This is a genomic window from Devosia sp. (genome assembly GCF_028290435.1).
Classification (GTDB): domain Bacteria; phylum Pseudomonadota; class Alphaproteobacteria; order Rhizobiales; family Devosiaceae; genus Devosia.
Genome location: NZ_JAQGJV010000052.1, coordinates 1 through 22,681 on the forward strand (window position 1 = coordinate 1; position 22,681 = coordinate 22,681).

A 22,681-nucleotide genomic window follows, 5' to 3' on the forward strand; every position below is an offset into this window, starting at 1 on the left:
AAAAGTCGGACGAGCGGAAGCTCGTCCCTCCGAACTAGGGTTTGCGAAACCGGACGGCCATTTGGACGAGTGCTTTCTTCTTTAGCGTCGACGGGAGAGATCGGCTGACGGTTTCCGCGACCTGCACAATTGGTCGGGGCAATATTTTCAGGAGCGGTTCGGTTTTCACGTGCCCGGCGGTCAGCGGGCTGGTGAAGAGCACGATCTTTTCCACCTCCAATCCCGCGCGCCGGGCCAGCGGCTCGATCTCGTCGGTGTGAAGAAGAAAGATGTGGCCATCGGCATTTGGCTTGAATTGCATCGACTCGAAAACGGCCGGGTCGACGCAGTTGGAAAATTTCGGGAGGCGGTTCTTGAAGTAGCCGCCGTTCGGTGTCGTCATCACGATAGAGCCGCCCGGCATAACGAGCGCAGCGATTTTGGCCAGGAAATCGTCGGGATGCGCGACGTGCTCGATGATTCAATACCCGCAAGGGCAAGCAGATCCTCAACGTCACCGCGCCCGACGAGGCCAAGCTTCTGGTGCCGCTGGCCGGCGACCGCGTCGCCATCATCGGCCAAAACCGCAAGCTGCTCGTCTTCCCACTGGCCCAACTCGCCGAAATGGGCCGCGGCAAGGGCGTCCGCCTGCAAAAATACAAGGACGGCGGCGTCTCCGACCTCAAAACCTTCTACGCCGCCGATGGCCTGACCTGGATGGACAGCTCCGGCCGCACCTACACCAAGCCCATGGAAGAGCTCACCGACTGGTCCGGCGACCGCGCCACCGCTGGCCGCCAACCCCCGAACGGCTTCCCCAAAAACAATAAGTTCGTCGGCTGAGAGAGCGAAGCGTCATGATCCGCCACTGCGTCTTCTTCAAATTCCGCGCCGACGTTCCACAATCCGAGCGCGACGGCATCTACGCCCAGCTCGGCGCCCTTGTTGGCCCGATCGACGGCCTGCTCTCCGCCACATTCGGTCCCAACGTCTCCCCCGAAGGCCTCGGCAAGGGCTTCAATGATGGCTTCATCATGGACATGCGCGACGCCGCCGCCCGCGATGCCTACCTCACCGACCCCGCCCACCAAGCCGCCGGAACCCGCCTCGTCGCCGCCCTCGAAGGCGGCGTGGACGGATTGATTGTGTTCGATCTGGACGTTTGAAGCTCTTCACCTCTCCCCCAAAAGGAGAGGTGAGAAAGCTCAAACCAGCGGGCACCACCCCAGCGGACCCTTCTGCACCTGCAACGGCTGATAATCCGCCTTGTAGGCCATTTTCGGGGAATCTTTCACCCAGTACCCCAGATAGACATATCCTAGCTCCGCCGAGCGCACCTGCGCGATATGGTCGAGAATGAGGAAGGTCCCCAAGCTCCGATGCGCCAGGTCGGGATCGTAAAAGCTGTAAACCATCGACAGCCCATCGGGCATCACATCGGTCAGCGCCACCGCCACCAGCGGTTGATCGGGATGGTCGCGCAACCGATACTCGACCAGCACGGACTGCACCGGCGTATCCTCGACCATGTATTCGTAGTCGACAAAGCTCATCTGGTTCATGCCGCCGCCGGCATGGCGCGACTCCAGATAGCGCTTGAACAGATCGTATTGCTCGCTGGTTGCGATCGGCGGCCGAACGTCCACGCTCAAATCGCTATTCTTGGCCTCGACCCGCCGAAACCGCCCCGAAGGCGCAAACGCATCCGCCACGATCCGCACCGACTGGCACGCATTGCAGCCCTCGCAGGCCGGGCGATAGATCAAGTTTTGACTACGCCGAAACCCGTTCTCGCTGAGCAGGTGATGCAGGCTCGATGCCCGCCGCCCGGTCAGATGCGTGAACAGCTTGCGCTCCTGCTTGCCCGGAAGATACGGGCAAGGCATCGCCGCGGTCAGGAACAGCTGCGTGGTTTCCGGAGTCTGGTCGGTCATCTAAAGCCCTGCCAATGGCATCAGGCCAGTGTAGTCCTGCCGGCGCTCACCCGCAACGCTTCAATAAGCAGGCTCGCCGCGCGGATTCTCCGCGCGCCAATGCCGCTCCATTGGCGATCGGCGCACCATCAAAGTGCCCACGATCAGGTCGTGAATCATCTGCCGGCGCGGCGTGAACAGCGCGAACAGCAGCGAGATCGGCGCGGAAATCCAGATCGTGATCCAGAACACCGCCGCGTGAACAAACGCCATGGGGCCATTCAGCGGCTGCCCGCGAGTCGGCGTCAGCACCAGGTCCATGGCCTGCATGCCGAGCGTCGCGCGCCGCGCCGAACCCAGCGTCGCGCCGTAATACAGCACCACGGTTGCCGGAATGACGAGGATCATGGCCAGCCACGCCAACCCAAAGGTCAAAAAGCCGGCGATCAACCCGAAAATACTGAACACCGCGATCAACGCGCTCATCACCAACACGTCGATGAACCACGCAGCGACCCGCCTTGTCAGCAGCCCCTCGAATAGCTCGGGAGCCGTCGACGGATCGGGCAGGGTAGGGCGGCTATTCTGATTGGTCTGGTCCATGCCAATCAGATTGCCACCGCTTGCCCCCTCCGCAAGAGGCTGGGCACAAAAAAGTGGTTACCGGCCCAAGTCCCGCGCCACCTCCAGCGCAAAATACGTCAGCACCCCGTTGGCGCCTGCGCGCTTGAACGCATATAGGCTCTCCAGAATCGCCCCTTTGCGATCGATCGCCCCCGCCGCCGCCGCTATCTCGATCATCGCGTATTCCCCGCTCACCTGGTACGCATAAATCGGGATATTGAACGCGTCCTTGGCCCGCCGCACGATGTCCAGATACGGCATGCCCGGCTTGACCATGACGCTGTCCGCGCCTTCCTCGATGTCCTGCGCAATCTCGCGCAACGCCTCGTCGGAATTGGCATAGTCCATCTGATAGGTCTTCTTGTCGCCCTTGAGCCGCGCCCCCGAGCCGACCGCCTCGCGGAACGGCCCATAGAAGAACGACGCATACTTGGCGGCATAAGCCATGATCTGCGTCTGCTCATGCCCCTCGGCATCCAGCGCCATGCGGATGGCCGCCACGCGCCCGTCCATCATGTCCGACGGCGCAATGATATCCGCCCCCGCCCGCGTCTGCACCAGCGCCGAGCGGATCATCACCTCGATGGTCTCGTCGTTCAGCACCTCGCCGTCGCGCACCAGCCCGTCCTGGCCGTCGCTAGAATATTCATCCAGCGCCACGTCGGCGATCAGCCCGATCTCGGGCACCGCATCCTTGATCGCACTCAGGGCCCGGCACATCAGATTATCCGGATTGTAAGCCTCCGCAGCGTTCTCGCTGCGCAAATGCTCTGGCGTATTGGGAAACAGCGCCAGCGCCGGTATCCCCGCATCCCTCGCCTCGCGCGCCGCCGCGACACACAAATCCACGCTCAGCCGCTCCACCCCCGGCATGGTGCGGATCGCCGTCTTTTCATTATGCCCCTCGATGACGAACAGCGGCCAGATCAGGTCGCTCGGCGTCAGCACGGTCTCGCGCACCATGGCCCGGCTCCACGCCGTCCGACGTGTCCGGCGCAACCGGCGGCCGCCCAGGAACTCCATGTCGTGCTTGTTCCACTGCTCGGCCATCGTCCGTCTCCACAAATGCTGTGGCTTCTTACCAGCCGCCGTTCACAGCTTAAAGGCGTAGCTTGTCGCAGCCTTGGCCAAAGGCTAGAAAACCGCCATGGATTTCAACGCACCCGCCATCAGCATTTATATCCGCATCGTCGCCATCATCAGCCTGTTGCTGGGGCTCAACGATGCCGCGCGCCTGCTCGGCGTCAATCTCGGCAATGTCTCGCCCATGGCGACCCTGGGCATGACCGGCTTCGTCTATCTGGCCATTTTCTCGCTGACGCGGCTGTTCGCGGCGGTGGGCCTATGGATCAAGGCGAGCTGGGGCGCCGTACTGCTCGCCGCCGCCACCTTCATTGAAATGGTGCTCTACCTGATGGGCAATCCCGACATCCGCATGAGCGCCTTCGGTTTCGCCGTTCGCCTGCTTTTGCTGGTCTCGATCCTCATCATCTTCGTGCTCGGCGTCCGCCTTCGCCGCGCCCAGGCACATGACTAACGGGCGACTAACGCCACGTTGACACCCTGTTTAGGTTACAACTTTATGCACTGGTGTAACGAAGAATAAAGCCAAATTCTCGAACTATTCCAGTAAGATAGTTTTAAGCGTGCGGCTTAGGTCGATCTTAGTTCGACAGCCGTAGTTTGGCCTCATGAGATGCGAAAAATCGCACAGTCGGAACAACAGTGAGGCTAGAAATGGCAATCAAATCCAACGCCGCCGAGGCTATGGTCCCGGAACGTACCCAGAGCTTGAAGCCGCTTTATCTCGAGGCTGTTTCCCGGGTCGAGCGTCTGCATCGTCGCCTGCTCGATCTGATCAAGGACGAGTTCGACCGCATGGGCTGGGACGATATCAACCCTGTCCAGGCGCTGCTGATGTTCAACATCGGCGATGCCGAGCTGACCGCCGGTGAACTGCGCTCCCGCGGTTACTATCTGGGCAGCTACGTCTCCTACATCCTCAAGAAGCTGGTCGAAACCGGCTACATCTTCCAGGAACGCTCGCGCACCGACCGCCGCTCGGTCCGCATCAAGCTGACCCCAAAGGGCGAAGAAGTCGCCGAAGTCATCGACGAACTCTATGATCGTCACCTCAAGTCGATCGACAAGGTCGGCGGCCTGGGCGACGACGAATTCGACGGCCTCAACAAGGCCCTGGCTCGCCTCGAACGCTTCTGGGTCGATCAGATCCTGTACAAGCTCTAAGCTTGAACGCATTCGGCTCAGCCGAGTCGAAAATGGTGGTTTTCGAGAACCGGATCGGAACGTACACCAGTACGTGAGGATCGGAAGCGCAGAAGACCGCCATTTGCAGACCGGGATCAGCCGAATTGTTGCCTGCCCGCCACACCTGAAAGCAAACGCCAGCCTCGCGCTGGCGTTTTCACATTCCTGCCGCAAATCACCCTAAGAGAGGACGTTGAGTGGTTTGAAACCATTTCCCGCATAATCTTGGTTCACAAACCTTTACGGGTTCACAGTCGGTTGACCGACATTGTGACCGGCGGGACGCAATGGTAAAAACTGACAGCTTCGCGGCTAGGCAATTCGGGTGATTTAATGCGGCTCAATCGACGTACTCTCCTCCGCTCCATGGCTTTGGCGGGGGCATCTGTGGCTCTGCCAGCCGGCGCCCGCGCCCAAGAGTCGATTCTGGATATGTTCGGTCGCAACCAGGTGTTGCGCGAGGTCGATCAGGCCGGCAACACCAGCGCGGCCCAGGCTTTGATTGAAACCAACGAGCCGATCCTGTCATTTGATACGGCCTACAATCTTCAACTGGCGATTTCGCAGTACGAGCCCTTCGTGGCCAATGGCGGTTGGGAAGAAATACCGCAAGAGGCCTACAATTTGAGCGTTGGCAAGAGCGGCAAGGCCGCCATCCAGCTCAAACGCCGCCTCATCCAGTCGGGCGACATGCCGTTCGTCGACAATGTCAGCGATACCTTTGACCAGACCGCCGATGCCGGCGTGCGTGCCTTCCAGGCGCGCCATGGCCTCATCGTCAATGGTCAGGTCGATGAGCCGACCTGGTACGCCATGAACGTGCCGGCCCAGACCCGTCTCAACCAGCTTTACCTCAATGCCACGCGCGTACAGACAATGGCCGCGAACCTGTCCGATCGCTATGTCGTGGTCAACATTCCCGCCGCCACCATCGAGGCCGTCAATGGCGGCATGGTCGAGCAGCGCCATACGGCGGTCGTCGGGCGCGTCGAGCGCGCCACACCGATCATGGCCAGCAAAGTCACCCAGATCAATTTCAACCCCTACTGGCACGTGCCCAAGTCATTGATCCAGCAGGATTTGACCAAATACATGCAGGAAGATCCGCAGTACCTCGCCAAGCAGAATATCCATATCTACGACGGCAAGGGCAACGAGATTTCCCCGGAGACCATCGATTGGACCAATATCGGCCAGGCGGTGAACTACATGTACCGCCAGGAGCCGGGCGCCGAAAATTCCATGGGCCATTGCAAGATCAACTTCTTCAATCCCTATGATTGCTACCTGCACGACACGCCCACCAAGGCACTGTTCGGCGAAAACGCCCGCTTCCATTCCTCGGGTTGCGTTCGCGTCGAAGGCGTCAACCAGTTGGTCAACTGGCTGCTGCGCGACAATGGCGATTGGGATCAGGCCCGCGTCGACCAGACCTTCGAGTCCAACGAACGCCTCGATGTCGATTGCAAGGCTCGCGTGCCGCTGCACACCACCTACATCACCGCCTGGGCCAACAAGCAGGGCACCGTCAGCTTCCGCGATGACGTTTATAAGTTCGATGAGCAGGGCAAGGTCACCTTCGACCAGGCTTAGTCTTTTTCGCTTCCCGAATAAGCAAACGCCCTCCCATCGCGGAGGGCGTTCGCATTTGGTCGAGACTCGGGCATTCTGGCCTTGGCCGGAGGGCAGGGCAGATGACTGACGGAGAAGTCCTTTTCGAATTCGTGCAGGTCGGCCAGCAGATGCGCGTCGCCGCCATCCACGTGCCAACGGGCACCGAGGTCATCGTCATCACCCCCGTTGTCGCCACCCGAACCCAGATGCAGCAGGTGGCGCTGGCCAAGCTGCGCAAGAAGCTGGGCGATGCCCCGCTGAAACCCGAACCGCGGCGGTTTTAGATCGCCTTGCCAGTCGCCATATTGCGCTGACATGCATCACCCACGACGTCGGACGAAAATGCAGCGCTAACAAAAAAGCCCCGGTTTCCCGGGGCTTTCAACTGAACGAACTGCGCTGCTAGAGGTTGCAGGCGTGACGATAGCCGTCGTAACCCATGAAGGTGTCGGTGCGGGCGTCATACGAACGATAGCGGGCGGAGCAAGCCTGAACGTGAGAATTGCTATTGCCGCCGTTGTAGACGCGACCAATCACCCGGTCGTTATTGTTGGAATTGGCGAGCGCGCTGCCCAGGATGGCACCGAAGCCAAAGCCGAACAGGCCGCTGGCGATATTGTCCAACCCGCTGCGGCGCGAGCGGTAGAAGCGGTTGTAATCAGAATCGTGCCAGCCGCCGCCATAATAGCTGCGGCAATCGCGGTCACGCGGATTGCGATCGCAATAGCTGGTGATGACGCGGTCGCGCTGGCCGTAACCGAACTGCACACTCTGCGCCTGCGTCGGAACCACACTGGAAATCGCCACGGTGGCGACCAGCGCCAGCGCTGTAAGTCCCTTGCTCAAAACGTTCATTTTGTGTCTCCTGAAGACCCACCCGCGACCGGATATTCCAGTCTCTGCCAAGGCAATGCGCAGATGGCGCTCAGGGTTGCGTCAAACCCTACGAAATCGCGCCGCGACGCTTGGATTGGCGCTTGGGTTTGTGCTACAGGCTGCGTCAACACCCCATGCCCAGCACAACATCTCGGGAAAGCCCCAGGAGATCGCCCATGAGCGCTGCAAATTCCCTTCCGCTATTCCCCGCTTTCTTCAGCGCTTCGCTGGCCGATACCGATCCCGAAATCGCCGGCGCGATCCAGAATGAATTGGGCCGCCAGCAGCATGAAATCGAGCTGATCGCCTCGGAAAACATCGTCTCGCGCGCCGTGCTTGAAGCGCAGGGCTCGATCATGACCAACAAGTATGCCGAGGGCTATCCGGGCAAGCGCTACTATGGCGGCTGCCAGTTCGTAGACGTGGCCGAAACCCTGGCCATCGAGCGCGCCAAGCAACTCTTTGGCGCCAAGTTCGCCAACGTGCAGCCCAATTCCGGCTCGCAGATGAACCAGGCCGTGTTCTTGGCCCTACTGCAGCCCGGCGACACCTTCATGGGCCTCGACCTGAACTCTGGCGGTCACCTGACCCACGGCTCGCCGGTCAATATGAGCGGCAAGTGGTTCAACGTCGTCTCTTACGGCGTGCGCCGCGACGATCACCTGCTGGATATGGAAGAAGTCGAGCGCCTCGCCCGTGAGCACAAGCCCAAGCTGATTCTGGCCGGTGGCACGGCCTATTCGCGCTTCTGGGATTGGGCGCGCTTTCGCGCCATCGCCGATGAAGTCGGCGCTTACCTGATGGTCGATATGGCCCATATCGCCGGCCTCGTGGCTGGCGGCGTGCACCCCTCGCCGGTGCCCCATGCCCATGTCACCACCACCACCACCCACAAGTCCCTGCGCGGTCCGCGCGGCGGCATGATCCTTACCAATGACGAGGATCTGGCCAAGAAGATCAATTCCGCCGTGTTCCCCGGCCTGCAAGGCGGGCCGCTGATGCACGTCATCGCCGCCAAGGCAGTGGCCTTCAAGGAAGCGCTGCAGCCCGAATTCAAGGCCTACGCCGCCCAGGTCGTCGCCAACGCCAAGGCGCTGGCCGAGCGGTTGAAGTCGCATGGCCTGGAGGTCGTCTCCGGCGGCACCGACAATCACCTGATGCTGGTCGACCTGCGCGCCAAGAATGCCACCGGCAAGCGCGCCGAGCAGGGCCTCGGCCGTGCGTTCATCACCTGCAACAAAAACGGCATTCCCTTCGATCCGGAAAAGCCGTTCGTCACCTCGGGCATTCGCCTGGGCACTCCGGCGGGCACGACTCGGGGCTTCGGCGTCGCCGAATTCCAGGAAATCGGCGATCTGATCGTTGAAGTGCTCGATGGCCTGCGCGTCAGCAATTCCGACGAGGGTAATGCCGCCGTCGAAGCGGCTGTGCGCGACAAGGTCCAGGCGCTCACCGCCCGCTTCCCGATCTACGCGAGCTAGGACCTGTAATGCGCTGTCCCTATTGCGGTAACGACGACACCCAGGTCAAGGACAGTCGCCCCACCGAAGACTCCGGCGCCATCCGCCGCCGCCGCATCTGTTCGGGCTGCGGCGGCCGCTTCACCACGTTCGAGCGCGTGCAGCTGCGCGACCTCACCGTGGTCAAGAAGAGCGGCCGCAAGGTCCCGTTCGACCGCGAAAAGCTCGCGCGCTCGGTCAATACTGCGCTGCGAAAGCGCTCGGTCGATCCCGAACGCAGCGAGCGCATGATTTCGGGCATCGTCCGCCAGCTCGAATCGCTGGGCGAAGTCGAAGTCACCTCCGACCAGATCGGCGAATATGTCATGGAAGGCCTCAAGGGCCTCGATGACGTCGCCTTCGTGCGCTTCGCTTCGGTTTACAAGAACTTCTCCGCCGCCGACGATTTTCGCTCGTTCCTCAGTGAACTGGCGAAAGACCCGGGCCCCGCTGCAGTCGACGACGACTGATCCAGCCGCCCTTTTCCGTCGCCTATTCGGTTGAAGTTCCCGCTGGGGGCGACTATGGGGTTGATGATCGGCGACTTCCGCAACAAGGACTGACACATGGCCCCGGCAGGCGCGACTTTTCCCATCGATATTGCCTCTGGCGATGAGCAGCATTTCCTGGTCGTCGAGTCACGCTACGACGCCGATCGGGCCGACGAAGCCCTCAAGGGCGCCAGCGAAGTGCTCGATACCGCCGGCGCCAGCTACGATGTCGTCTCGGTCCCCAGCGTGCTCGAAATTCCCGCCGCCATCGCTATGGCGCTTGAAGCCGGCGACTATGACGGCTTCATCGCGCTGGGTGTCGTCGTCCGCAACACCACCGTGGCCGTCGGCCACGTCGTGCCCGAAGTCACCCGCGCTCTCCTCGAACTCTCCGTGGTCGATGGCCTGCCGCTCGGCAATGGCCTCGTCATGGTCGAAACCGAAGGCGAAGCCCACGGCCAGACCGCCACGGTCGGCAAGAATGTCGGTGGCCGCGCCGCGCGCACCGCTCTCGCCATGGCTGCCCTCAAACTGAAATTGAACGCATGAGCATGACGCCGAACACCGCTTGCCAGCCCTTGGGCAAGATTATGCAGGAACGCCATTGATGGCCGACGCCCCCAAACGCGATCCCCAGGCCAGCCGCTCCGCCAATCAGCGCGGCGCCGCGCGCCTTGCTGCCGTCCAGGCGCTCTATCAAATGGATGTGGGCCGCGCCACGCTCGAAGACACACTGGCCCAGTTCGGCGCCTTCCACCTTGGCCGTGAGATCGAAGGCGAGCAATACCTGCCCGCCGATGCCGATTTCTTCCGCCAGATCGTCGCCGGCGTCGCCAAGCACCAACTCGATATCGATCCGGCGGTTGATCGCGCGCTGTCAGAAGGCTGGCCCGTCGAGCGCATCGACGCCACCTTGCGGGCCATCCTGCGCGCCGCGGCGTTCGAACTGCTCCGCCGCAAGGACATTCCGCCCCGCGTCGTCATTACCGAATATGTCGATATCGCCAAGGCCTTCTACGAAGACGACGCCCCCGGCCTCGTCAATGCCGCCCTCGACGCCATCGCCCGCGAAGCCGGCTCGGACCTGACCGAAACGCAGTAGCAGGGCTCTCGCCTCACAGCCGAACCCAACAAAAAAGCCCCGGTCTCCCGGGGCTTTTTTCTATCTCTGCGTTCTGATTAGAACGACTGCAAAATCTGTTCCACGAACGTCCGGTCCTCGCCGAACGACTGGGTGCGGCGCGTCTCGACGGTCACTGCCTTGCCGTCGGCCAGCGAATACACCGCCTTGTCGATAACCTTCTTGTTCTTGTCGAAATAGATCGCCAGCACTGTGCGCGACTTGATCATGTTCATGCCGAACGAGGTTTCCTGAACCTTGGTCTCGACATAATAGAATGCTGTCTGGTCGCCGAACGAATTGGTGGTCTGGGGCGACCCCAGCACCAGCGTCACCAGTTCCTGGCTTTGGCCGGGGCGGATCTGCTGCAGCGCGGTGTCGGGAATTTCATAGCCCTGGGTCCGCTGGGTCACCAGACTCATGTTGCTCGCGCATCCCGCCAGAACGAGCGCCAGCATGGCAGCGGTGGCGATGGGTGCAAATCGACCGGCAACGATAGACAGAGGCATGAATTTGACTTTCCCGATGGCTCTCGACTATAGGCGTGGCGACAAGCGGCAGCCGCCGGAATGTTTAGCTGCCAACCGACCATCCTGGCAAGCTGGCATTGGCCAAGTTAAGAGACTTGCTGGTGTGATGACCGATCAAGACGCCGAGCGCAATCCATGATCCTGTCCCTGTTCCGCAAGACAACTGCCCCCGAGCCGGTTTATGCCATCTATCGCGCCATTGTGGCGCAATCCCGGCAGCCCCGCTTCTACGCCGATTGGTCGGTGCCCGATACCGTCACCGGCCGCTTCGATATGATCAGCCTGCATCTGGCGCTGCTATTCCGCCGCTTGCGCTCCGAAAACGCCGGCCAGAAAGATTTCAGCCAGGCCGTATTCGATCTGTTTTTCAAGGACATGGATCGATCCCTTCGCGAGATGGGGGCAGGGGACCTCGCCGTTCCCAAAAAGATCCAGAAGATGGGCAATATCTTCTTCGGCCTGCTCGCCGCCCTCAATGAAGCCATGGACCGCAACGACCTATCGGCGCTCGAAGCCGTGCTGTCCCGCAATGTCTTCGACGGCGCCGACGGCCCTCATATCCGTGCCCTCGCCGAATACCTCTTGGCCGAAGACGCCCGCCTCGCCACCCAATCCGCCGAAACCATCGTCAACGGCGCCATTGCTTTCGAGGCAGCCGCATGAGCCACCATCAGGATACTCCGATTCTCGACGCCATTATCCGCTTCGACCGCCTTCCCGCCTCCGGCCGCGAACTTGAAGTGACGCCCGACGCCGAGGCGCTTGCAGCCATGGCCGACATCCTTAAGATCACCACGGTCGAAGCGTTCCACGCCACCCTGACCGCCGTGAAGCTGCGCGGCGGTATCCGCGTCCAGGGCCGCCTGAACGCGCGTATTGTGCAGCCCTCCGTGGTGACGTTCGATCCGGTCACCCAGGATATCGACGAGCCGGTCGATCGGCTCTTCGTGCAGGGCCCCGACAAGCCGCACAATCCCGCGCCCGGCGCCGAAATTTTCGTCGATCTCGAAGACGAGGATTTTCCCGACCACGTCGATGGCAACGAGGTCGATCTGTCGGCGCTGCTGATCGAAACCCTCGCCCTCGCCATCGATCCCTATCCACGCGTGCCCGGCGAAAGCCTCGATACCCTTGGCATCGATCTGGCGGATAAGGAGGAGGGCCCCTTTGCCGGGCTCAAGGCCCTCAAGAACCCGGACGACAAAGACGGCGCCTGATTGCAGCCCACGTCCGAGGGCTTGCGCCACAGGGGCGATAAGATATGTTGCGCCAGCGCCCCAAGCGTCGCGCAAAGCAGTGGGAACTCGTTTTTTGCAGGCGTCGATGCGGTTACAAAAGAGTAGGCTCGCACACCCTTGCGGGCCGGACTATTGGCGGAAATGACCGACACAATTCGAATTTCAGTGGATGCCATGGGCGGCGACAATGCCCCTCGTGCGGTGATCCATGGCGCCCATCTGGCGCTCAAGGAACGCAAGAACACGTCTTTTATTTTCCACGGGCGGCAGGAGCTGATTAATCCGCTGCTCGACGAATTTCCCGCGCTCAAGGCCCATTCCACCGTGCGCCATTGCGAAATGGTCATCGCTTCGGACGAAAAGCCCAGCCAGGCCCTGCGCAAGGGCAAGAACGTTTCCTCGATGTGGCAGTCCATCCAGGCGGTCAAGGACGGCGAGGCCGATGTTGCGGTTTCCGGCGGCAATACCGGCGCGCTGATGGCCATGTCCACCTTCTGCCTCCGCCCGATGAAGGGCATTTCGCGCCCCGGCATCGCCGCCATCTGGCCGACCCTGCGCAGTGATATCATCGTCCTCGATATGGGCGCCACGATTGGTGCCGACGCCCGCCAACTGGTGGATTACGCGATTCTGGGCTCCGCGCTCGCCCGGGCGCTGTTCGACCAGGACTCCCCCACTATCGGCCTGCTCAATGTCGGCACCGAAGAGGTCAAGGGCCTTGAGTCCATCAAGGAGGCCGGGCGCATCCTGGCCGCTGCCAGCGGCGCCGGTTTCACCTATCACGGCTTTGTCGAAGGCGACGATATCGGCAAGGGCACCGTCGATGTCATCGTCACCGAGGGCTTTGTGGGCAATATCGCCCTCAAGACCGCCGAAGGCACCGCCCGCCAGGTTGCGTCCTATCTGCGCAGCGCCCTCAGCGCCAATTGGATGAGCAAGCTCGGCGCGCTCCTCGCCACGTCCGCACTCAATGCCCTGCGTCGCAAGATGGACCCGCGCACCGTCAATGGCGGCGTGTTCATGGGGCTCAATGGCATCGTCATCAAGTCCCATGGCGGCACCGACGAAGTCGGCTTCAAGAGCGCGCTGGGCCTTGGCTACGAAATGGCCCGCAGCCATCTGATCGACAAGATCACCGAAGGCATGCAGCGCTTCCCCGTCAGCGCCGTGACGGACCTGCCCACACCCGAACCCGAGGCCAGTGCGTGACTCAGACGCGTTCCATCATCCGCAGTGTCGGCGGCTATTTGCCGGCCAATCGCGTCACCAATGACGAGCTGGCGCAGCGCGTCGAAACCTCCGACGAGTGGATTCAGCAGCGCACCGGCATCAAGCAGCGCTATCTGGCCGCCGATGGCGAGTACACCTCCGATCTCGCCCTTGCCGCCGCCCAGCAGGCGCTCGAGCGCGCCGGCCTCACCCCCGCCGATATCGATCTGATCATCGTTGCCACCACGACGCCCGATTATACCTTCCCCTCGACCGCCACCATCGTGCAGCGCAAGCTCGGCATGCACCACGGCGCTGCCTTCGATTTGCAGGCCGTCTGCTCGGGCTTCGTCTTCGCCGTCGCCACCGCCGACAGCTACCTCAAGAACGGCCTCGCCAAGCGCGCGCTGGTCATCGGCGCTGAAACCTTTTCGCGCCTGCTCGATTGGAATGACCGCACTACATGCGTGCTGTTCGGCGATGGCGCCGGCGCCGTGGTGATGGAAGTCGAACATGTGGGCGATGACGCCCCCGAACGCGGCGTACTGGCTTCCAGCCTGCGCTCGGACGGCCACTATTGGGACAAGTTGTATACCCAAGGTGGCCCCTCGACGACGCTTGGCATGGGCTTCGTGCATATGGAAGGCAAGGAAGTCTTCCGCCACGCTGTCGGCATGATTACCGATGTGGTCAATTCGGTGTTCGAAACCACGGGCTATGGCGTCGAGGATCTCGACTGGTTCATTCCGCACCAGGCCAATAAGCGCATTATCGACGGGGCAGGGCACAAGCTGCACATTCCCCCCGAAAAGGTCGTCGTCACGGTCGACCGCCATGCCAATACCTCTGCCGCCTCCGTGCCGCTCGCGCTCAACGAAGCCTTCGCCGATGGCCGCCTCAAGCCAGGCGATCTGGTGATGTTGGAAGCCATGGGCGGCGGCTTCACCTGGGCCGCCTCGCTGATCCGCTGGTAATCGTACGCTTCACCAGATTGACCTCTGGTGTTTCAAGGCGTTAGTGTCATTTCCGAGTGGAGGAACCAGGCTGGAACGAGGTGCCTTACGGCGCGTTGCAGTCAGTCCGGGCACGGAAAACTAGGGAAAAATCCCTGCCGTCGCAGCACGATTCTTAGGGGAATCGACTGGGGCATCTAATGTGTCAGAGGTGCGAGAGGGTCGCCCGCTGACGGGATTTTAGGCCCTTTGCGCAACACGGGGGTGTCGATGACGCAGAAAACGGTGACGCGTGCTGATCTGGCCGAGGCGGTCTACGGTTCCGTCGGATTATCGCGAACCGAATCGGCCGAGCTGGTTGAACGAGTGCTTGAACTGATCGGGGAAGCCCTGATCGACGGCAGCAACGTCAAGCTATCTTCCTTCGGCTCCTTCCAGGTGCGCTCCAAGAACGAGCGGATCGGCCGCAATCCCAAGACTGGCGAGGAAGTTCCCATCCTGCCGCGACAGGTTCTTGTGTTCAAACCCAGCAACGTGTTGAAATCCAAGATCAACAAATCTATGGTTCGTACTGGAAAATAAGACCTTCTCCCGGAGCCTCGTGCGAAAAAGTGGAAGCCGGTTTTTCGCGTGAACGATACAAGCAGGTGCGGCAACAGTCGCCGCTTCGCTGTCGGATGCGCCTGAGGCCCGGCGCATGACCGCCGTGGAAAAATCTCCCGACGCGTTCCGGACCATTTCCGAGGCTGCCGACGAGCTCGAACTGCCGCAGCACGTGCTGCGCTTCTGGGAAACCCGCTTCGCCACCATCAAGCCGCTCAAGCGCGGCGGCGGTCGCCGCTATTACCGCCCCGAGGACGTCCTGCTCCTGCGCGGCATCCGCCACCTGCTCTACGATCAGGGTTTCACCATCAAGGGCGTGCAGCGCATCCTCAAGGACCAGGGCAGCCGCTACGTCATCGCCGTCGGCGAGGGCAAGTCCATCGACGAAATCCTCCCTCTTCTGGAGGCAGCCGAAGCCGCCAGCGACGAGGCCGAACTCGAAGAAGCCGTCATGCTCGCCAATCCTAGCCTGGACCAGGACAGCCGCAACAAACTCTCCGAAGTGTTGCGCGAATTGCTCGAGTGCAAGCGGATATTGGAGCGGGCTAGGGAAACCTAGCCCCGCGGCCTGACCGCCACCTCACGCTCCGCCGCCTCATACGCCGCTTCGCACAGCGCAATCGTTTTCACATTATCCGCTGCCGACACGCCGGGCATCTCGCCCGCTCGATACGCCTTCAGGATATGCGCGCAGGTCGCCACAACGCTGTCCTGCACCACATTCCACGGTTGCTGCATCCACGGCTGGACGTCCGGCTCCGCCGTGATCGTGCGGGCGGCTCCGTCGGCCGTCACCACCACCTCATAGTTTGCCTTGACCACCACAGAACCCCGCGTGCCCTCCAGCTCCAGCAGCACCTGCGGAAACAGGTCCGGCAACCGCCGCGCCTCATAGGTGCATTCTACCACCGACACCGCCCCGAACTCGTGCCGCACCAGCATGGTGGCCGTATCCTCGCCCGCGATATCGGTCCGCCGATGCTGCGTCTCCGCCGAAATGTGCCGCGCTTCGCCCAGGAAAAACCGCGCCACGTCCAGCACATGCACGCCCAGGTCGTTGATCACCAGCTTCTCTTCGGTCCGCAGATACGGCTGGCCTGTATAAATATCGTGGGCCGTTCGGAAATTGATCCGCGCCCAATTCGCCTGCCCGATCTCGCCGCTGTCGAGTATCCGCTTGGCCAATTGCAGCGGCGCCTGGAAGCGGAAATTCTCGTGCACCGCCAGCGGCACACCCACCCGCGCTGACAAGTCCCGCATCGCCACGCAATCGTCGAGACTCAGCGCAAACGGCTTCTGCACGATGGTGGGTACACCCGCATTGAGGCACAGCTCCACCAGCGGCTTATGCGAGCGCACCTGGGTCACGATATCCACCAGATCGAGCTTCTCGGCCGCCAGCATCGCGGCCCCGTCGCCGTAAACACCCGCAATGCCGAACGCCTCGGCCGCCGCCCGCGCCTTGCCGGCGTCCATGTCGCATACCGCGACCAGTTCGACACCCTCGCCCGCCAATTGCTTCCACGCGTTCAGGTGATTGCCGGCAAAAAAGCCGCAGCCGATAACGCCAACTCTGGTCATAAAAAAGTCCCCCGCTCATCGAGCAGGGGACACAATTGCCGACCGGTGGTCAAGAACGCTATTCGCCCGCGACGGGGACCGGCGCACGCGATGGCAGTTTCACATCCTGCAACAGCAGCGACATCATGAAGCCCACCGCGAACAGGCCAGCGGCGAAGTAGAACACCCCGGTGAATGCCGATCCGAATACCTGCACCACCTCCTGCGCGGCCGCCGCCGGCAGGGTCGCAATCGCCGCCGGTGTCATCTCCGTCATCGGCGCCGGCATGGTCGCCAGCGTGGCTTCGCTGATCGTGCCCTGCCCACGCAGCAGCCCTGCCGTCAGCAGCCCGCCATTGGCCGCCAGCCCCAGCGATGCCCCGATCATTCGGGCCAGCCCAACCGCACCGGTCGCCGCGCCGACATCTGAGCGTGGCGCCGCCGCCTGCACCGCCGCCATCAGCGTCTGCATCTGTAGCCCGATGCTGACCGAGAAGAAGAACATCAGCACGCCAATCGCCCATAGCGGGGTCGTCGCATTGACCTGCGCGAACAGCAGCATCACCATCACGCCCAACCCCATCGACAGCATCGGATAGGCCTTATACCGCCCGGTCCGCGCCATCATGTAACCGGTCCAGATCGAGCCCACCAAAGTGCCTACCGACGATGGCAGGAACAACAGTCCAGCGTAAGCCGGCGGCAGTCCCGTCACCGTCTGCAGGAACAGCGCGAAATAGTTGAGCATGCCCAGCGTCGCCACGCCCGCCACGATCGACATCAGCAGCGACAGCGCAATGGTCCGGTTAGTCAGCAGTCGCAGCGGCAGGATCGGCTCGACCGCGCGCCGTTCCACCAGCACGAAGCCGATGGCCGCCAGGATCGCCAGCGCCGGCAGGATATACAGCAGCACCCCGCCGTAACCGCCGCCCATCGCCTCTTCGGCCCAGAACACCGTCGCCGTCACCGCGCCCGCCAGCAGCAGCCCGCCGACATAGTCGATACTTGGCCACCGCCCCGTCTTGATGCTCGGCATGCCGAACGCAAGAATGAGGATGACCACCACGCCCACTGGCAGGTTGATCAGGAAGATATATTCCCAGCCGATCGACTGGCTGATCACCCCGCCCGCCGCCGGCCCGACAATGCTGGCCACCGTGAATACCGCCGAGCTATAGCCCTGATACTTCGCCCGCTCGCGCGGCTCGAACAGGTCGGCCAGCACGCCAAACGCCGTGATCATCAGGCCGCCGCCACCCAGCGCCTGCAACACGCGCGCCGCGATCAGGCTCTGCATCGACCACGCCAGCCCGCACGCCAGCGAGCCAATCACAAACAGCACGATCGCCGTCATGAACACCTGCTTGCGCCCGAACAGGTCGCCCAGCTTGCCATAGAACGGCATCACCGCCGCCGTCGTCAGTAGATAAGCGGCGCCCACCCAGCTGAACAGGTCGAGATTGCCCAGGTCCGCCGCAATGGTCGGCAGCGCCGTGGCGACGATTTGCATATCGAGAACCGCCATGAACATGCCGATCAGCAGGGCGGTATAAATCACCATCTTGTGGCGATGAGACAAATTGGAAAAAGGACTGACGTCCGTCATAACGATCACCATATATCGCGGAATAGTGCGAAACATGTGACATAAGCATATATATGTCAATGTCATATATATGACTAAGTCCACTATTTCACATTTGCCGCCAAATTGCTATGAGACTCCCATGGACCAACCGATCAAACAGCCGCCCGCATTCTGCGCCCCGCCCACCGAGGAGCATCGTGAGCTACTGCTCGAACTCGGCATGACGCCGGACGCGGCCCAGGCGACCATCGATATCGATACCTATATGGGCAACCTGCGGCGCTCCATGGCCCGCAAGGAACTGGGCCGCCTGGCTTTGCGTGACCTGCAATTGGGCATCGACATCACCGATCTGGAAATCATCTCCATGATCGAGCATGGCCCCGGCCCAGATGGCGAAATCACCGTTGGCCTGATCGCCGAGCGCCTCGCGATCGATCCGTCCCGCGCCAGCCGAATCGTCGCCGACGCCGTCGACAAGGGCATCATTCGCCGGGTCGCGTCACAGTCCGACGCCCGCCGCATTGGCCTGGAACTCACAGATATCGGTCGCAGCCACGCCGAAGCCATCCGCCACTACAAATGGAGCGCCTTTGCCGAAGCCCTCGGCGCCTGGCCCGAAGAAGACCTCGTCACCTTCGCCCGCCTGTTCAGACGCTTCAGCACCGCTGTGTCCGACACCAAGAATGCGCGAGCCAAGTAGTCAGCACTAGATGTGCTGGGTTTCAGGTCAGGACGAGTCGAAAGGCGTGGTCTCCGAGAACCGGAGCGGAGCGTACATATGTGTACGTGAGCACCGGAAGCGCAGGAGACCGTGGCTTGCAGACCGGCATCACCTGAAAATCAGTGCATCTAACCAAACACCACCGTCTTATGCCCATTGAGCATCACCCGGTTCTCCAGGTGCAACTTCACAGCCCGCGCCAGCACCCGGCTTTCCACATCGCGCCCCGCGGCCACCAGGTCATCCGCGCTCATCGAATGCGTCACCCGCGCCGTTTCCTGCTCGATGATCGGGCCCTCGTCGAGGTCCGGCGTTACATAATGCGCCGTTGCCCCAATGATCTTGACCCCCCGATCATGCGCCTGATGATACGGCTTGGCCCCCTTGAAGCTGGGCAAAAACGAGTGGTGGATATTGATGATCTTGCCGAACAGCCGCGTCGATAGCGTGTTGCTCAACACCTGCATATAGCGCGCCAGCACCACCAGGTCCGCGCCGCTCTCCTGCACCAGCGCGATCACCTTGGCTTCCTGCTCGGCCTTGTTGTCCTTGCCCACGGGCCACAGATGGAACGGAATATTCTCCGCCGCCGCGATCTTGCCGGCGTCCGGGTGGTTGGACACAATCCCCACCACGTCCGCGTCCAGCCACCCCACCCGTATCTGATACAGCAGGTGCAGCAGCGCATGGTCGAACTTGGAGACCATGATCACCATCTTGGGCTTGCGCGACAGCGGCGCCAGCGTCGTCTTCATCCCAAACCGCTCGATCGGCGCCCGCAATGCCCGCTCAATCCCGTCCCTGTCGACCCCTACCGGCGCCGTAAACGCCAGCCGCATGAAGAAAATGTCGGTCTGCCGGTCCCAGAATTGGTTGCTCTCGGCAATATTGGCGCCCAGCGCCGCCAGTTCCGTCGTCACCGCCGCCACGATCCCCGGCCGGTCGGCACAGCTCAGCGTCAGCACATAACCCGGCTGCTCCAGCGCGGTCTCAACATTGGCAGCCTGCGCCACAGCAGCAGAAGTCATCATCGTCTCCAAGCTCAATTCAGTTCCGCCAGAAACTGGCGCAATTCCTCGGCCTCGATCCCGACCTGATGCCGCGCTTCGGGATAAACCCCGCCGCGCACATCGGCAACATATTCGCTGAACGCCGCAACCCGTTCCTGCTGCAGCCGCTCATACTCGGCCGCGAAATTGCGATACACCTTCGCATGCCTCGGCACATGCCCGGTATTACTGCCCAACACGTCGTCCGCAAACAGATATTGCGCGTCGCAACCCGCCCCGGCCCCCATCGAAATCAGCATCAGCGACGTCCGCGCCGAAATCGCCGCCGCCACCTCGCTCGGCACCACCTCGATTTCCGCCGCAAACGCCCCGGCCTCCTCCAGCGCCTTGACCTGGTTCCACACCAACCGCGCCGTCTCCGCCGTCTTGCCGACGGCCTTGAACCCGCCTGTCCATGTCGCCTGGCTGGGGATCAGCCCCGAATGCCCACACACCGGAATACCCTCATCCCGCAGCCGCCGCACCGTGCCCATCCCGGCCGCGCAATACACCGCATCCGCACTCGCCTTGATCATCGCAAACGCCCCGCGCAGATAGTCGTCCGCGGTGACGAAATCCCCATATTCCAGCCCCGGAATCGCAAAGCAATTCGGCGCCGCATCCCGAAATTCTCTTTGCGCGAGCAGGGCAGGCGGCACCGAGATCAAATCCACCCCAGCCCGCTCCGCCGCCTCCGCTTCAGGTAAGCTCATCACCCGCAACATGGACAGCTGGCGCTTGCCCTTGAGCGCCCTCAAATCCGCCACTGTCGGCCGTGTTCGACCCATAGACTTTCTCCAAAATTGGGCCACCTCATGGTGAGCCGTCGAACCACCAGGCCGTGGCGCCACCCCGCCACATGCTCGATCTAATCCCCTCCCCCTTGAGGGGAGGGTTAGGGTGGGGGAACTCCAACAGGAGTGGAGATTAGCAAGCAGCCACTCCGCCTGACAAACCCCCACCCTAACCCTCCCCTCACGGGGGAGGGGAACAAGATCAGGCGGCCAACAACCCCTTTAGTCTCACCCCCGGATCGCCCAGCGCCGCCAGATCTGGCCTTGCCCCCCGTCCGATCAACATTTCCGCCAGCCGAATATCCTTGGCCACCGCATTGCCCACGCCAATCCCGCTCGCCGCCACCAACCGTCCGTCGGCGCTCAGGTGAAACAGGATCGATCCCTCGGCCAATTCCCGCTCGACGGTCACAGCCCCTTCATCCGCCAGCCCGGCAATCTGCAGCGTCAGCTCATACTGATCGCTCCAAAACCACGGCACACTGGCCCCAACCTCGCCAGCACCCAGCATATTGTGCGCCGCCAAATTCCCATGGTCCTGCGCATTGCGCCAGCTTTCCAGCCGCACCCGTCGCCCGCCGTAGATCGCCAGCGGGAACGACGCACAGTCGCCAGCCGCGAAAATATCCGCATCGCCCGTAGCCAATTGCCCATCCACCGCAATGCCGTTGTCGATCGACAGTCCCGCCGCCTCGGCCAGCCCCACATTCGGCACCGCGCCAATCCCGATCAGCACCAGGTCCGCTTCCACGCGCATTCCGCTGGCCAGCGTCACCGTCGCGCTACCCGCGCCGCTCTCGATCCCTGCAATCGCATCCCCAAAGACCAGCCGGACCCCACCCGCCAGGTGCCGCGCCGCAATCCGCCCGGCAATTGCCTCCGGCACGCCGCGCGACAACAACCTGGGCAGGGCCTCGATCAGCGTCACCTCCGCGCCCCGCGCCCGCGCACTGGCCGCCAGTTCCAGCCCGATGAACCCGCCGCCAATAATGGCAATATGCCGTCCCGCCCCCAGCACCCCGCGCAACCGCTGCGCATCCTCGATGGTCCGCAGATAAACGATCCGCTCGCCCTCGACCCCAGCCAGCCGCCGTGGCGACGCCCCGGTCGCCAACAGCAATTTGTCATAGGGCAGGGCACCCCCATCCCCCATCGCCAACCGCTTGCTCGCCCGGTCAATTCCCGCAACTTGCACGCCACCGCGAAACGCCACACCCGCCTCAGCCAGCCGCTCCGCCGTCGCAATGGTCTTGGCGGCAAACACCTCCGCCACCATCCCATCCTTGCTCAGCGGCGGCCGCTCATAGGGCAGGTGGGTCTCGCCGCCCACCAAGGTCACGTCGCCGTCAAAGCCCTGCTCTCGCAGCCCCATCGCCGCCCGCGCTCCGGCCTCTCCTGCCCCGACGATGACAAAATGCCTGCTCATGCCGCCCTCACACTTCGACGAAGACCGCTCCGCCCTCGACCTTCACCCGATAGGTCCGCAAGTTCACACAAACCGGCGCGCCCTTGGCCTCGCCGGTCTTGTAGTTGAACCGCCCATTATGCTTGGGGCATTCGATGATCTCATCCATCACCAGCCCATCGGCGAGGCTGACATGCTCATGCGTGCACAGCCCATCCGTGGCAAAGTACTCATCATCCGGGCTGCGATAGATCGCAAACACCCGTCCCGCGTGATCGAAGCGGATCACATCCTCTTCTTCCACATCATCGGTCCCACACGCCTCGACCCAATCAGCCATATTTTTGTCCTCGTTATTCTACAGCCTTCATCGGCTCTATCGTCCCCTCCCCCTTGAGGGGAGGGCCAGGGTGGGGGGAGCCATCCGCGGGAGTGGAGACCTACTCCGCCGCCACCCCATCGCTATGCAACTCCTCCCGATACGGCTTCGCCGTCGCCGGCAATTCCCGCTTCAGAAAGTAATCCTCGTTGCGCAACTGCCGCAGGAACGCCGGCACCATCTCGCGAGACCCGTCCCACATCGAAGCATTCGCGGCCGGCAGGTCATGCTTGATCAGCTCATGCAGCCGCGGCAGCGCGTGATA

28 protein-coding genes and 2 pseudogenes are annotated in these 22,681 nt (G+C 62.3%); 17 read left to right on the forward strand and 13 right to left on the reverse strand.

Going from position 1 to position 22,681, the window contains the following annotated elements:
* Positions 1–34: 34 nt before the first annotated feature.
* A complete protein-coding gene (locus tag JWP26_RS12175) occupies positions 35–460 on the reverse strand; it encodes a methyltransferase domain-containing protein (RefSeq protein ID WP_367184122.1) in 426 nt (141 codons plus the stop codon).
* A gap of 2 nt (positions 461–462) precedes the next feature.
* Here JWP26_RS12175 and JWP26_RS12180 point away from each other — a divergent pair.
* Both JWP26_RS12180 and JWP26_RS12185 read left to right on the forward strand, forming a co-directional pair.
* Positions 463–822, forward strand: a pseudogene (locus JWP26_RS12180) (DNA topoisomerase IV subunit A); the annotation flags it as partial.
* A 14-nt stretch (positions 823–836) separates the two neighbouring features.
* A complete protein-coding gene (locus JWP26_RS12185) occupies positions 837–1,145 on the forward strand; it encodes a Dabb family protein (protein ID WP_299727757.1) in 309 nt (102 codons plus the stop codon).
* Positions 1,146–1,184: 39 nt separating this feature from the next.
* Here the strand turns inward: JWP26_RS12185 and JWP26_RS12190 are convergent, their stop codons facing one another.
* The 3 genes from JWP26_RS12190 to hemB are packed head-to-tail and all read right to left on the reverse strand — an operon-like array spanning position 1,185 to position 3,566.
* Positions 1,185–1,913, reverse strand: a complete 729-nt coding sequence (locus JWP26_RS12190) for an arginyltransferase (RefSeq protein ID WP_299727759.1) — start codon at positions 1,911–1,913, stop codon at positions 1,185–1,187.
* Between the two features lie 60 nt (positions 1,914–1,973).
* Positions 1,974–2,495 carry an RDD family protein gene (locus JWP26_RS12195; RefSeq protein WP_299727761.1) on the reverse strand — a complete coding sequence of 174 codons (522 nt, stop codon included), beginning with the start codon at positions 2,493–2,495 and terminating at the stop codon, positions 1,974–1,976.
* A 57-nt stretch (positions 2,496–2,552) separates the two neighbouring features.
* Positions 2,553–3,566: a porphobilinogen synthase gene (gene hemB / locus JWP26_RS12200; protein ID WP_299727763.1), complete on the reverse strand. Its 1,014-nt coding sequence runs from the start codon at positions 3,564–3,566 to the stop codon at positions 2,553–2,555.
* Between the two features lie 97 nt (positions 3,567–3,663).
* Between hemB and JWP26_RS12205 the strand changes: the two genes are divergently transcribed.
* The 4 genes from JWP26_RS12205 to JWP26_RS12220 all read left to right on the forward strand — a co-directional run bounded on the left by JWP26_RS12205 (position 3,664) and on the right by JWP26_RS12220 (position 6,682).
* Positions 3,664–4,053: a hypothetical protein gene (locus tag JWP26_RS12205; RefSeq protein ID WP_299727765.1), complete on the forward strand. Its 390-nt coding sequence runs from the start codon at positions 3,664–3,666 to the stop codon at positions 4,051–4,053.
* A 200-nt stretch (positions 4,054–4,253) separates the two neighbouring features.
* On the forward strand, positions 4,254–4,763 hold the full coding sequence (locus JWP26_RS12210; RefSeq protein ID WP_299727767.1) for a MarR family transcriptional regulator: 510 nt from the start codon (positions 4,254–4,256) through the stop codon (positions 4,761–4,763).
* Between the two features lie 408 nt (positions 4,764–5,171).
* The gene (locus JWP26_RS12215; protein ID WP_299727770.1) at positions 5,172–6,377 is read left to right on the forward strand and encodes a L,D-transpeptidase family protein; all 1,206 of its coding nucleotides are present in this window, start codon (positions 5,172–5,174) and stop codon (positions 6,375–6,377) included.
* A gap of 101 nt (positions 6,378–6,478) precedes the next feature.
* Positions 6,479–6,682: a hypothetical protein gene (locus tag JWP26_RS12220; protein ID WP_299727773.1), complete on the forward strand. Its 204-nt coding sequence runs from the start codon at positions 6,479–6,481 to the stop codon at positions 6,680–6,682.
* Between the two features lie 118 nt (positions 6,683–6,800).
* Here the strand turns inward: JWP26_RS12220 and JWP26_RS12225 are convergent, their stop codons facing one another.
* The gene (locus JWP26_RS12225) at positions 6,801–7,253 is read right to left on the reverse strand and encodes a BA14K family protein (protein WP_299727776.1); all 453 of its coding nucleotides are present in this window, start codon (positions 7,251–7,253) and stop codon (positions 6,801–6,803) included.
* Positions 7,254–7,450: 197 nt separating this feature from the next.
* On the opposite strand from JWP26_RS12225, the gene glyA reads away from it, so the two are divergent.
* From glyA to nusB, 4 genes are all read left to right on the forward strand, one after another.
* Positions 7,451–8,755, forward strand: a complete 1,305-nt coding sequence (gene glyA, locus JWP26_RS12230) for a serine hydroxymethyltransferase (protein ID WP_299727779.1) — start codon at positions 7,451–7,453, stop codon at positions 8,753–8,755.
* 8 nt (positions 8,756–8,763) lie between these two features.
* The gene (gene nrdR, locus JWP26_RS12235; protein ID WP_299727782.1) at positions 8,764–9,243 is read left to right on the forward strand and encodes a transcriptional regulator NrdR; all 480 of its coding nucleotides are present in this window, start codon (positions 8,764–8,766) and stop codon (positions 9,241–9,243) included.
* Positions 9,244–9,339: 96 nt separating this feature from the next.
* Positions 9,340–9,813: a 6,7-dimethyl-8-ribityllumazine synthase gene (locus JWP26_RS12240; RefSeq protein WP_299727785.1), complete on the forward strand. Its 474-nt coding sequence runs from the start codon at positions 9,340–9,342 to the stop codon at positions 9,811–9,813.
* Between the two features lie 58 nt (positions 9,814–9,871).
* Entirely contained in the window at positions 9,872–10,366 is a 495-nt protein-coding gene (gene nusB / locus JWP26_RS12245) for a transcription antitermination factor NusB (RefSeq protein ID WP_299727788.1), read from the forward strand.
* Between the two features lie 77 nt (positions 10,367–10,443).
* Here nusB and JWP26_RS12250 read toward each other — a convergent pair whose 3' ends face one another.
* Positions 10,444–10,893, reverse strand: coding sequence for an outer membrane protein assembly factor BamE (locus tag JWP26_RS12250; RefSeq protein ID WP_299727791.1), 450 nt, complete (start codon positions 10,891–10,893; stop codon positions 10,444–10,446).
* Positions 10,894–11,049: 156 nt separating this feature from the next.
* Between JWP26_RS12250 and JWP26_RS12255 the strand changes: the two genes are divergently transcribed.
* From JWP26_RS12255 to JWP26_RS12280, 6 genes are all read left to right on the forward strand, one after another.
* Complete coding sequence (locus tag JWP26_RS12255) at positions 11,050–11,577, forward strand: ubiquinol-cytochrome C chaperone family protein (RefSeq protein WP_299727794.1); 528 nt, start codon at positions 11,050–11,052, stop codon at positions 11,575–11,577.
* Positions 11,574–12,131: a DUF177 domain-containing protein gene (locus JWP26_RS12260; protein WP_299727797.1), complete on the forward strand. Its 558-nt coding sequence runs from the start codon at positions 11,574–11,576 to the stop codon at positions 12,129–12,131. The genes JWP26_RS12255 and JWP26_RS12260 overlap by 4 nt, the downstream gene beginning before the upstream one ends.
* Positions 12,132–12,293: 162 nt before the next feature.
* Entirely contained in the window at positions 12,294–13,361 is a 1,068-nt protein-coding gene (gene plsX, locus JWP26_RS12265) for a phosphate acyltransferase PlsX (RefSeq protein WP_299727800.1), read from the forward strand.
* Complete coding sequence (locus tag JWP26_RS12270; RefSeq protein WP_299727803.1) at positions 13,358–14,335, forward strand: beta-ketoacyl-ACP synthase III; 978 nt, start codon at positions 13,358–13,360, stop codon at positions 14,333–14,335. The genes plsX and JWP26_RS12270 overlap by 4 nt, the downstream gene beginning before the upstream one ends.
* A gap of 249 nt (positions 14,336–14,584) precedes the next feature.
* The gene (locus JWP26_RS12275; RefSeq protein WP_299727806.1) at positions 14,585–14,896 is read left to right on the forward strand and encodes an integration host factor subunit alpha; all 312 of its coding nucleotides are present in this window, start codon (positions 14,585–14,587) and stop codon (positions 14,894–14,896) included.
* Between the two features lie 124 nt (positions 14,897–15,020).
* Positions 15,021–15,476 (forward strand): MerR family transcriptional regulator, encoded by a 456-nt coding sequence (locus tag JWP26_RS12280; protein ID WP_299727832.1) that lies wholly within the window; start codon positions 15,021–15,023, stop codon positions 15,474–15,476.
* Here JWP26_RS12280 and JWP26_RS12285 read toward each other — a convergent pair.
* Together JWP26_RS12285 and JWP26_RS12290 are read right to left on the reverse strand one after the other, a co-directional pair.
* On the reverse strand, positions 15,473–16,498 hold the full coding sequence (locus JWP26_RS12285) for a Gfo/Idh/MocA family oxidoreductase (RefSeq protein WP_299727809.1): 1,026 nt from the start codon (positions 16,496–16,498) through the stop codon (positions 15,473–15,475). The two genes, JWP26_RS12280 and JWP26_RS12285, sit on opposite strands and share 4 nt — an antisense overlap.
* A gap of 58 nt (positions 16,499–16,556) precedes the next feature.
* Complete coding sequence (locus JWP26_RS12290; RefSeq protein ID WP_299727812.1) at positions 16,557–18,083, reverse strand: MDR family MFS transporter; 1,527 nt, start codon at positions 18,081–18,083, stop codon at positions 16,557–16,559.
* A 121-nt stretch (positions 18,084–18,204) separates the two neighbouring features.
* On the opposite strand from JWP26_RS12290, the gene JWP26_RS12295 reads away from it, so the two are divergent.
* Positions 18,205–18,768 (forward strand): MarR family winged helix-turn-helix transcriptional regulator, encoded by a 564-nt coding sequence (locus tag JWP26_RS12295; RefSeq protein WP_299727815.1) that lies wholly within the window; start codon positions 18,205–18,207, stop codon positions 18,766–18,768.
* Between the two features lie 149 nt (positions 18,769–18,917).
* Here the strand turns inward: JWP26_RS12295 and purU are convergent, their stop codons facing one another.
* The 5 genes and pseudogenes from purU to JWP26_RS12320 all read right to left on the reverse strand — a co-directional run.
* Positions 18,918–19,817: a formyltetrahydrofolate deformylase gene (gene purU, locus JWP26_RS12300; RefSeq protein ID WP_299727818.1), complete on the reverse strand. Its 900-nt coding sequence runs from the start codon at positions 19,815–19,817 to the stop codon at positions 18,918–18,920.
* 14 nt (positions 19,818–19,831) lie between these two features.
* On the reverse strand, positions 19,832–20,626 hold the full coding sequence (locus JWP26_RS12305) for a 3-methyl-2-oxobutanoate hydroxymethyltransferase (RefSeq protein ID WP_299727822.1): 795 nt from the start codon (positions 20,624–20,626) through the stop codon (positions 19,832–19,834).
* A gap of 208 nt (positions 20,627–20,834) precedes the next feature.
* On the reverse strand, positions 20,835–22,058 hold the full coding sequence (locus JWP26_RS12310; RefSeq protein WP_299727825.1) for an FAD-dependent oxidoreductase: 1,224 nt from the start codon (positions 22,056–22,058) through the stop codon (positions 20,835–20,837).
* A 7-nt stretch (positions 22,059–22,065) separates the two neighbouring features.
* The gene (locus tag JWP26_RS12315; protein ID WP_299727828.1) at positions 22,066–22,377 is read right to left on the reverse strand and encodes a MocE family 2Fe-2S type ferredoxin; all 312 of its coding nucleotides are present in this window, start codon (positions 22,375–22,377) and stop codon (positions 22,066–22,068) included.
* Between the two features lie 100 nt (positions 22,378–22,477).
* Positions 22,478–22,681: pseudogene (locus tag JWP26_RS12320) on the reverse strand (fatty acid desaturase); the annotation flags it as partial.

What these genes read in the sequence shown, in the direction of transcription:
- JWP26_RS12185 (WP_299727757.1), top strand. Translation starts at nt 837, where the DNA reads ATGATCCGCCACTGCGTCTTCTTCAAATTCCGCGCCGACGTTCCACAA.
- JWP26_RS12190 (WP_299727759.1), bottom strand. Translation starts at nt 1,913, where the DNA reads ATGACCGACCAGACTCCGGAAACCACGCAGCTGTTCCTGACCGCGGCG.
- JWP26_RS12195 (WP_299727761.1), bottom strand. Translation starts at nt 2,495, where the DNA reads ATGGACCAGACCAATCAGAATAGCCGCCCTACCCTGCCCGATCCGTCG.
- hemB (WP_299727763.1), bottom strand. Translation starts at nt 3,566, where the DNA reads ATGGCCGAGCAGTGGAACAAGCACGACATGGAGTTCCTGGGCGGCCGC.
- JWP26_RS12205 (WP_299727765.1), top strand. Translation starts at nt 3,664, where the DNA reads ATGGATTTCAACGCACCCGCCATCAGCATTTATATCCGCATCGTCGCC.
- JWP26_RS12210 (WP_299727767.1), top strand. Translation starts at nt 4,254, where the DNA reads ATGGCAATCAAATCCAACGCCGCCGAGGCTATGGTCCCGGAACGTACC.
- JWP26_RS12220 (WP_299727773.1), top strand. Translation starts at nt 6,479, where the DNA reads ATGACTGACGGAGAAGTCCTTTTCGAATTCGTGCAGGTCGGCCAGCAG.
- JWP26_RS12225 (WP_299727776.1), bottom strand. Translation starts at nt 7,253, where the DNA reads ATGAACGTTTTGAGCAAGGGACTTACAGCGCTGGCGCTGGTCGCCACC.
- glyA (WP_299727779.1), top strand. Translation starts at nt 7,451, where the DNA reads ATGAGCGCTGCAAATTCCCTTCCGCTATTCCCCGCTTTCTTCAGCGCT.
- nrdR (WP_299727782.1), top strand. Translation starts at nt 8,764, where the DNA reads ATGCGCTGTCCCTATTGCGGTAACGACGACACCCAGGTCAAGGACAGT.
- JWP26_RS12240 (WP_299727785.1), top strand. Translation starts at nt 9,340, where the DNA reads ATGGCCCCGGCAGGCGCGACTTTTCCCATCGATATTGCCTCTGGCGAT.
- nusB (WP_299727788.1), top strand. Translation starts at nt 9,872, where the DNA reads ATGGCCGACGCCCCCAAACGCGATCCCCAGGCCAGCCGCTCCGCCAAT.
- JWP26_RS12250 (WP_299727791.1), bottom strand. Translation starts at nt 10,893, where the DNA reads ATGCCTCTGTCTATCGTTGCCGGTCGATTTGCACCCATCGCCACCGCT.
- JWP26_RS12255 (WP_299727794.1), top strand. Translation starts at nt 11,050, where the DNA reads ATGATCCTGTCCCTGTTCCGCAAGACAACTGCCCCCGAGCCGGTTTAT.
- JWP26_RS12260 (WP_299727797.1), top strand. Translation starts at nt 11,574, where the DNA reads ATGAGCCACCATCAGGATACTCCGATTCTCGACGCCATTATCCGCTTC.
- plsX (WP_299727800.1), top strand. Translation starts at nt 12,294, where the DNA reads ATGACCGACACAATTCGAATTTCAGTGGATGCCATGGGCGGCGACAAT.
- JWP26_RS12275 (WP_299727806.1), top strand. Translation starts at nt 14,585, where the DNA reads ATGACGCAGAAAACGGTGACGCGTGCTGATCTGGCCGAGGCGGTCTAC.
- JWP26_RS12285 (WP_299727809.1), bottom strand. Translation starts at nt 16,498, where the DNA reads ATGACCAGAGTTGGCGTTATCGGCTGCGGCTTTTTTGCCGGCAATCAC.
- JWP26_RS12290 (WP_299727812.1), bottom strand. Translation starts at nt 18,083, where the DNA reads ATGACGGACGTCAGTCCTTTTTCCAATTTGTCTCATCGCCACAAGATG.
- JWP26_RS12295 (WP_299727815.1), top strand. Translation starts at nt 18,205, where the DNA reads ATGGACCAACCGATCAAACAGCCGCCCGCATTCTGCGCCCCGCCCACC.
- purU (WP_299727818.1), bottom strand. Translation starts at nt 19,817, where the DNA reads ATGACTTCTGCTGCTGTGGCGCAGGCTGCCAATGTTGAGACCGCGCTG.
- JWP26_RS12305 (WP_299727822.1), bottom strand. Translation starts at nt 20,626, where the DNA reads ATGGGTCGAACACGGCCGACAGTGGCGGATTTGAGGGCGCTCAAGGGC.
- JWP26_RS12310 (WP_299727825.1), bottom strand. Translation starts at nt 22,058, where the DNA reads ATGAGCAGGCATTTTGTCATCGTCGGGGCAGGAGAGGCCGGAGCGCGG.
- JWP26_RS12315 (WP_299727828.1), bottom strand. Translation starts at nt 22,377, where the DNA reads ATGGCTGATTGGGTCGAGGCGTGTGGGACCGATGATGTGGAAGAAGAG.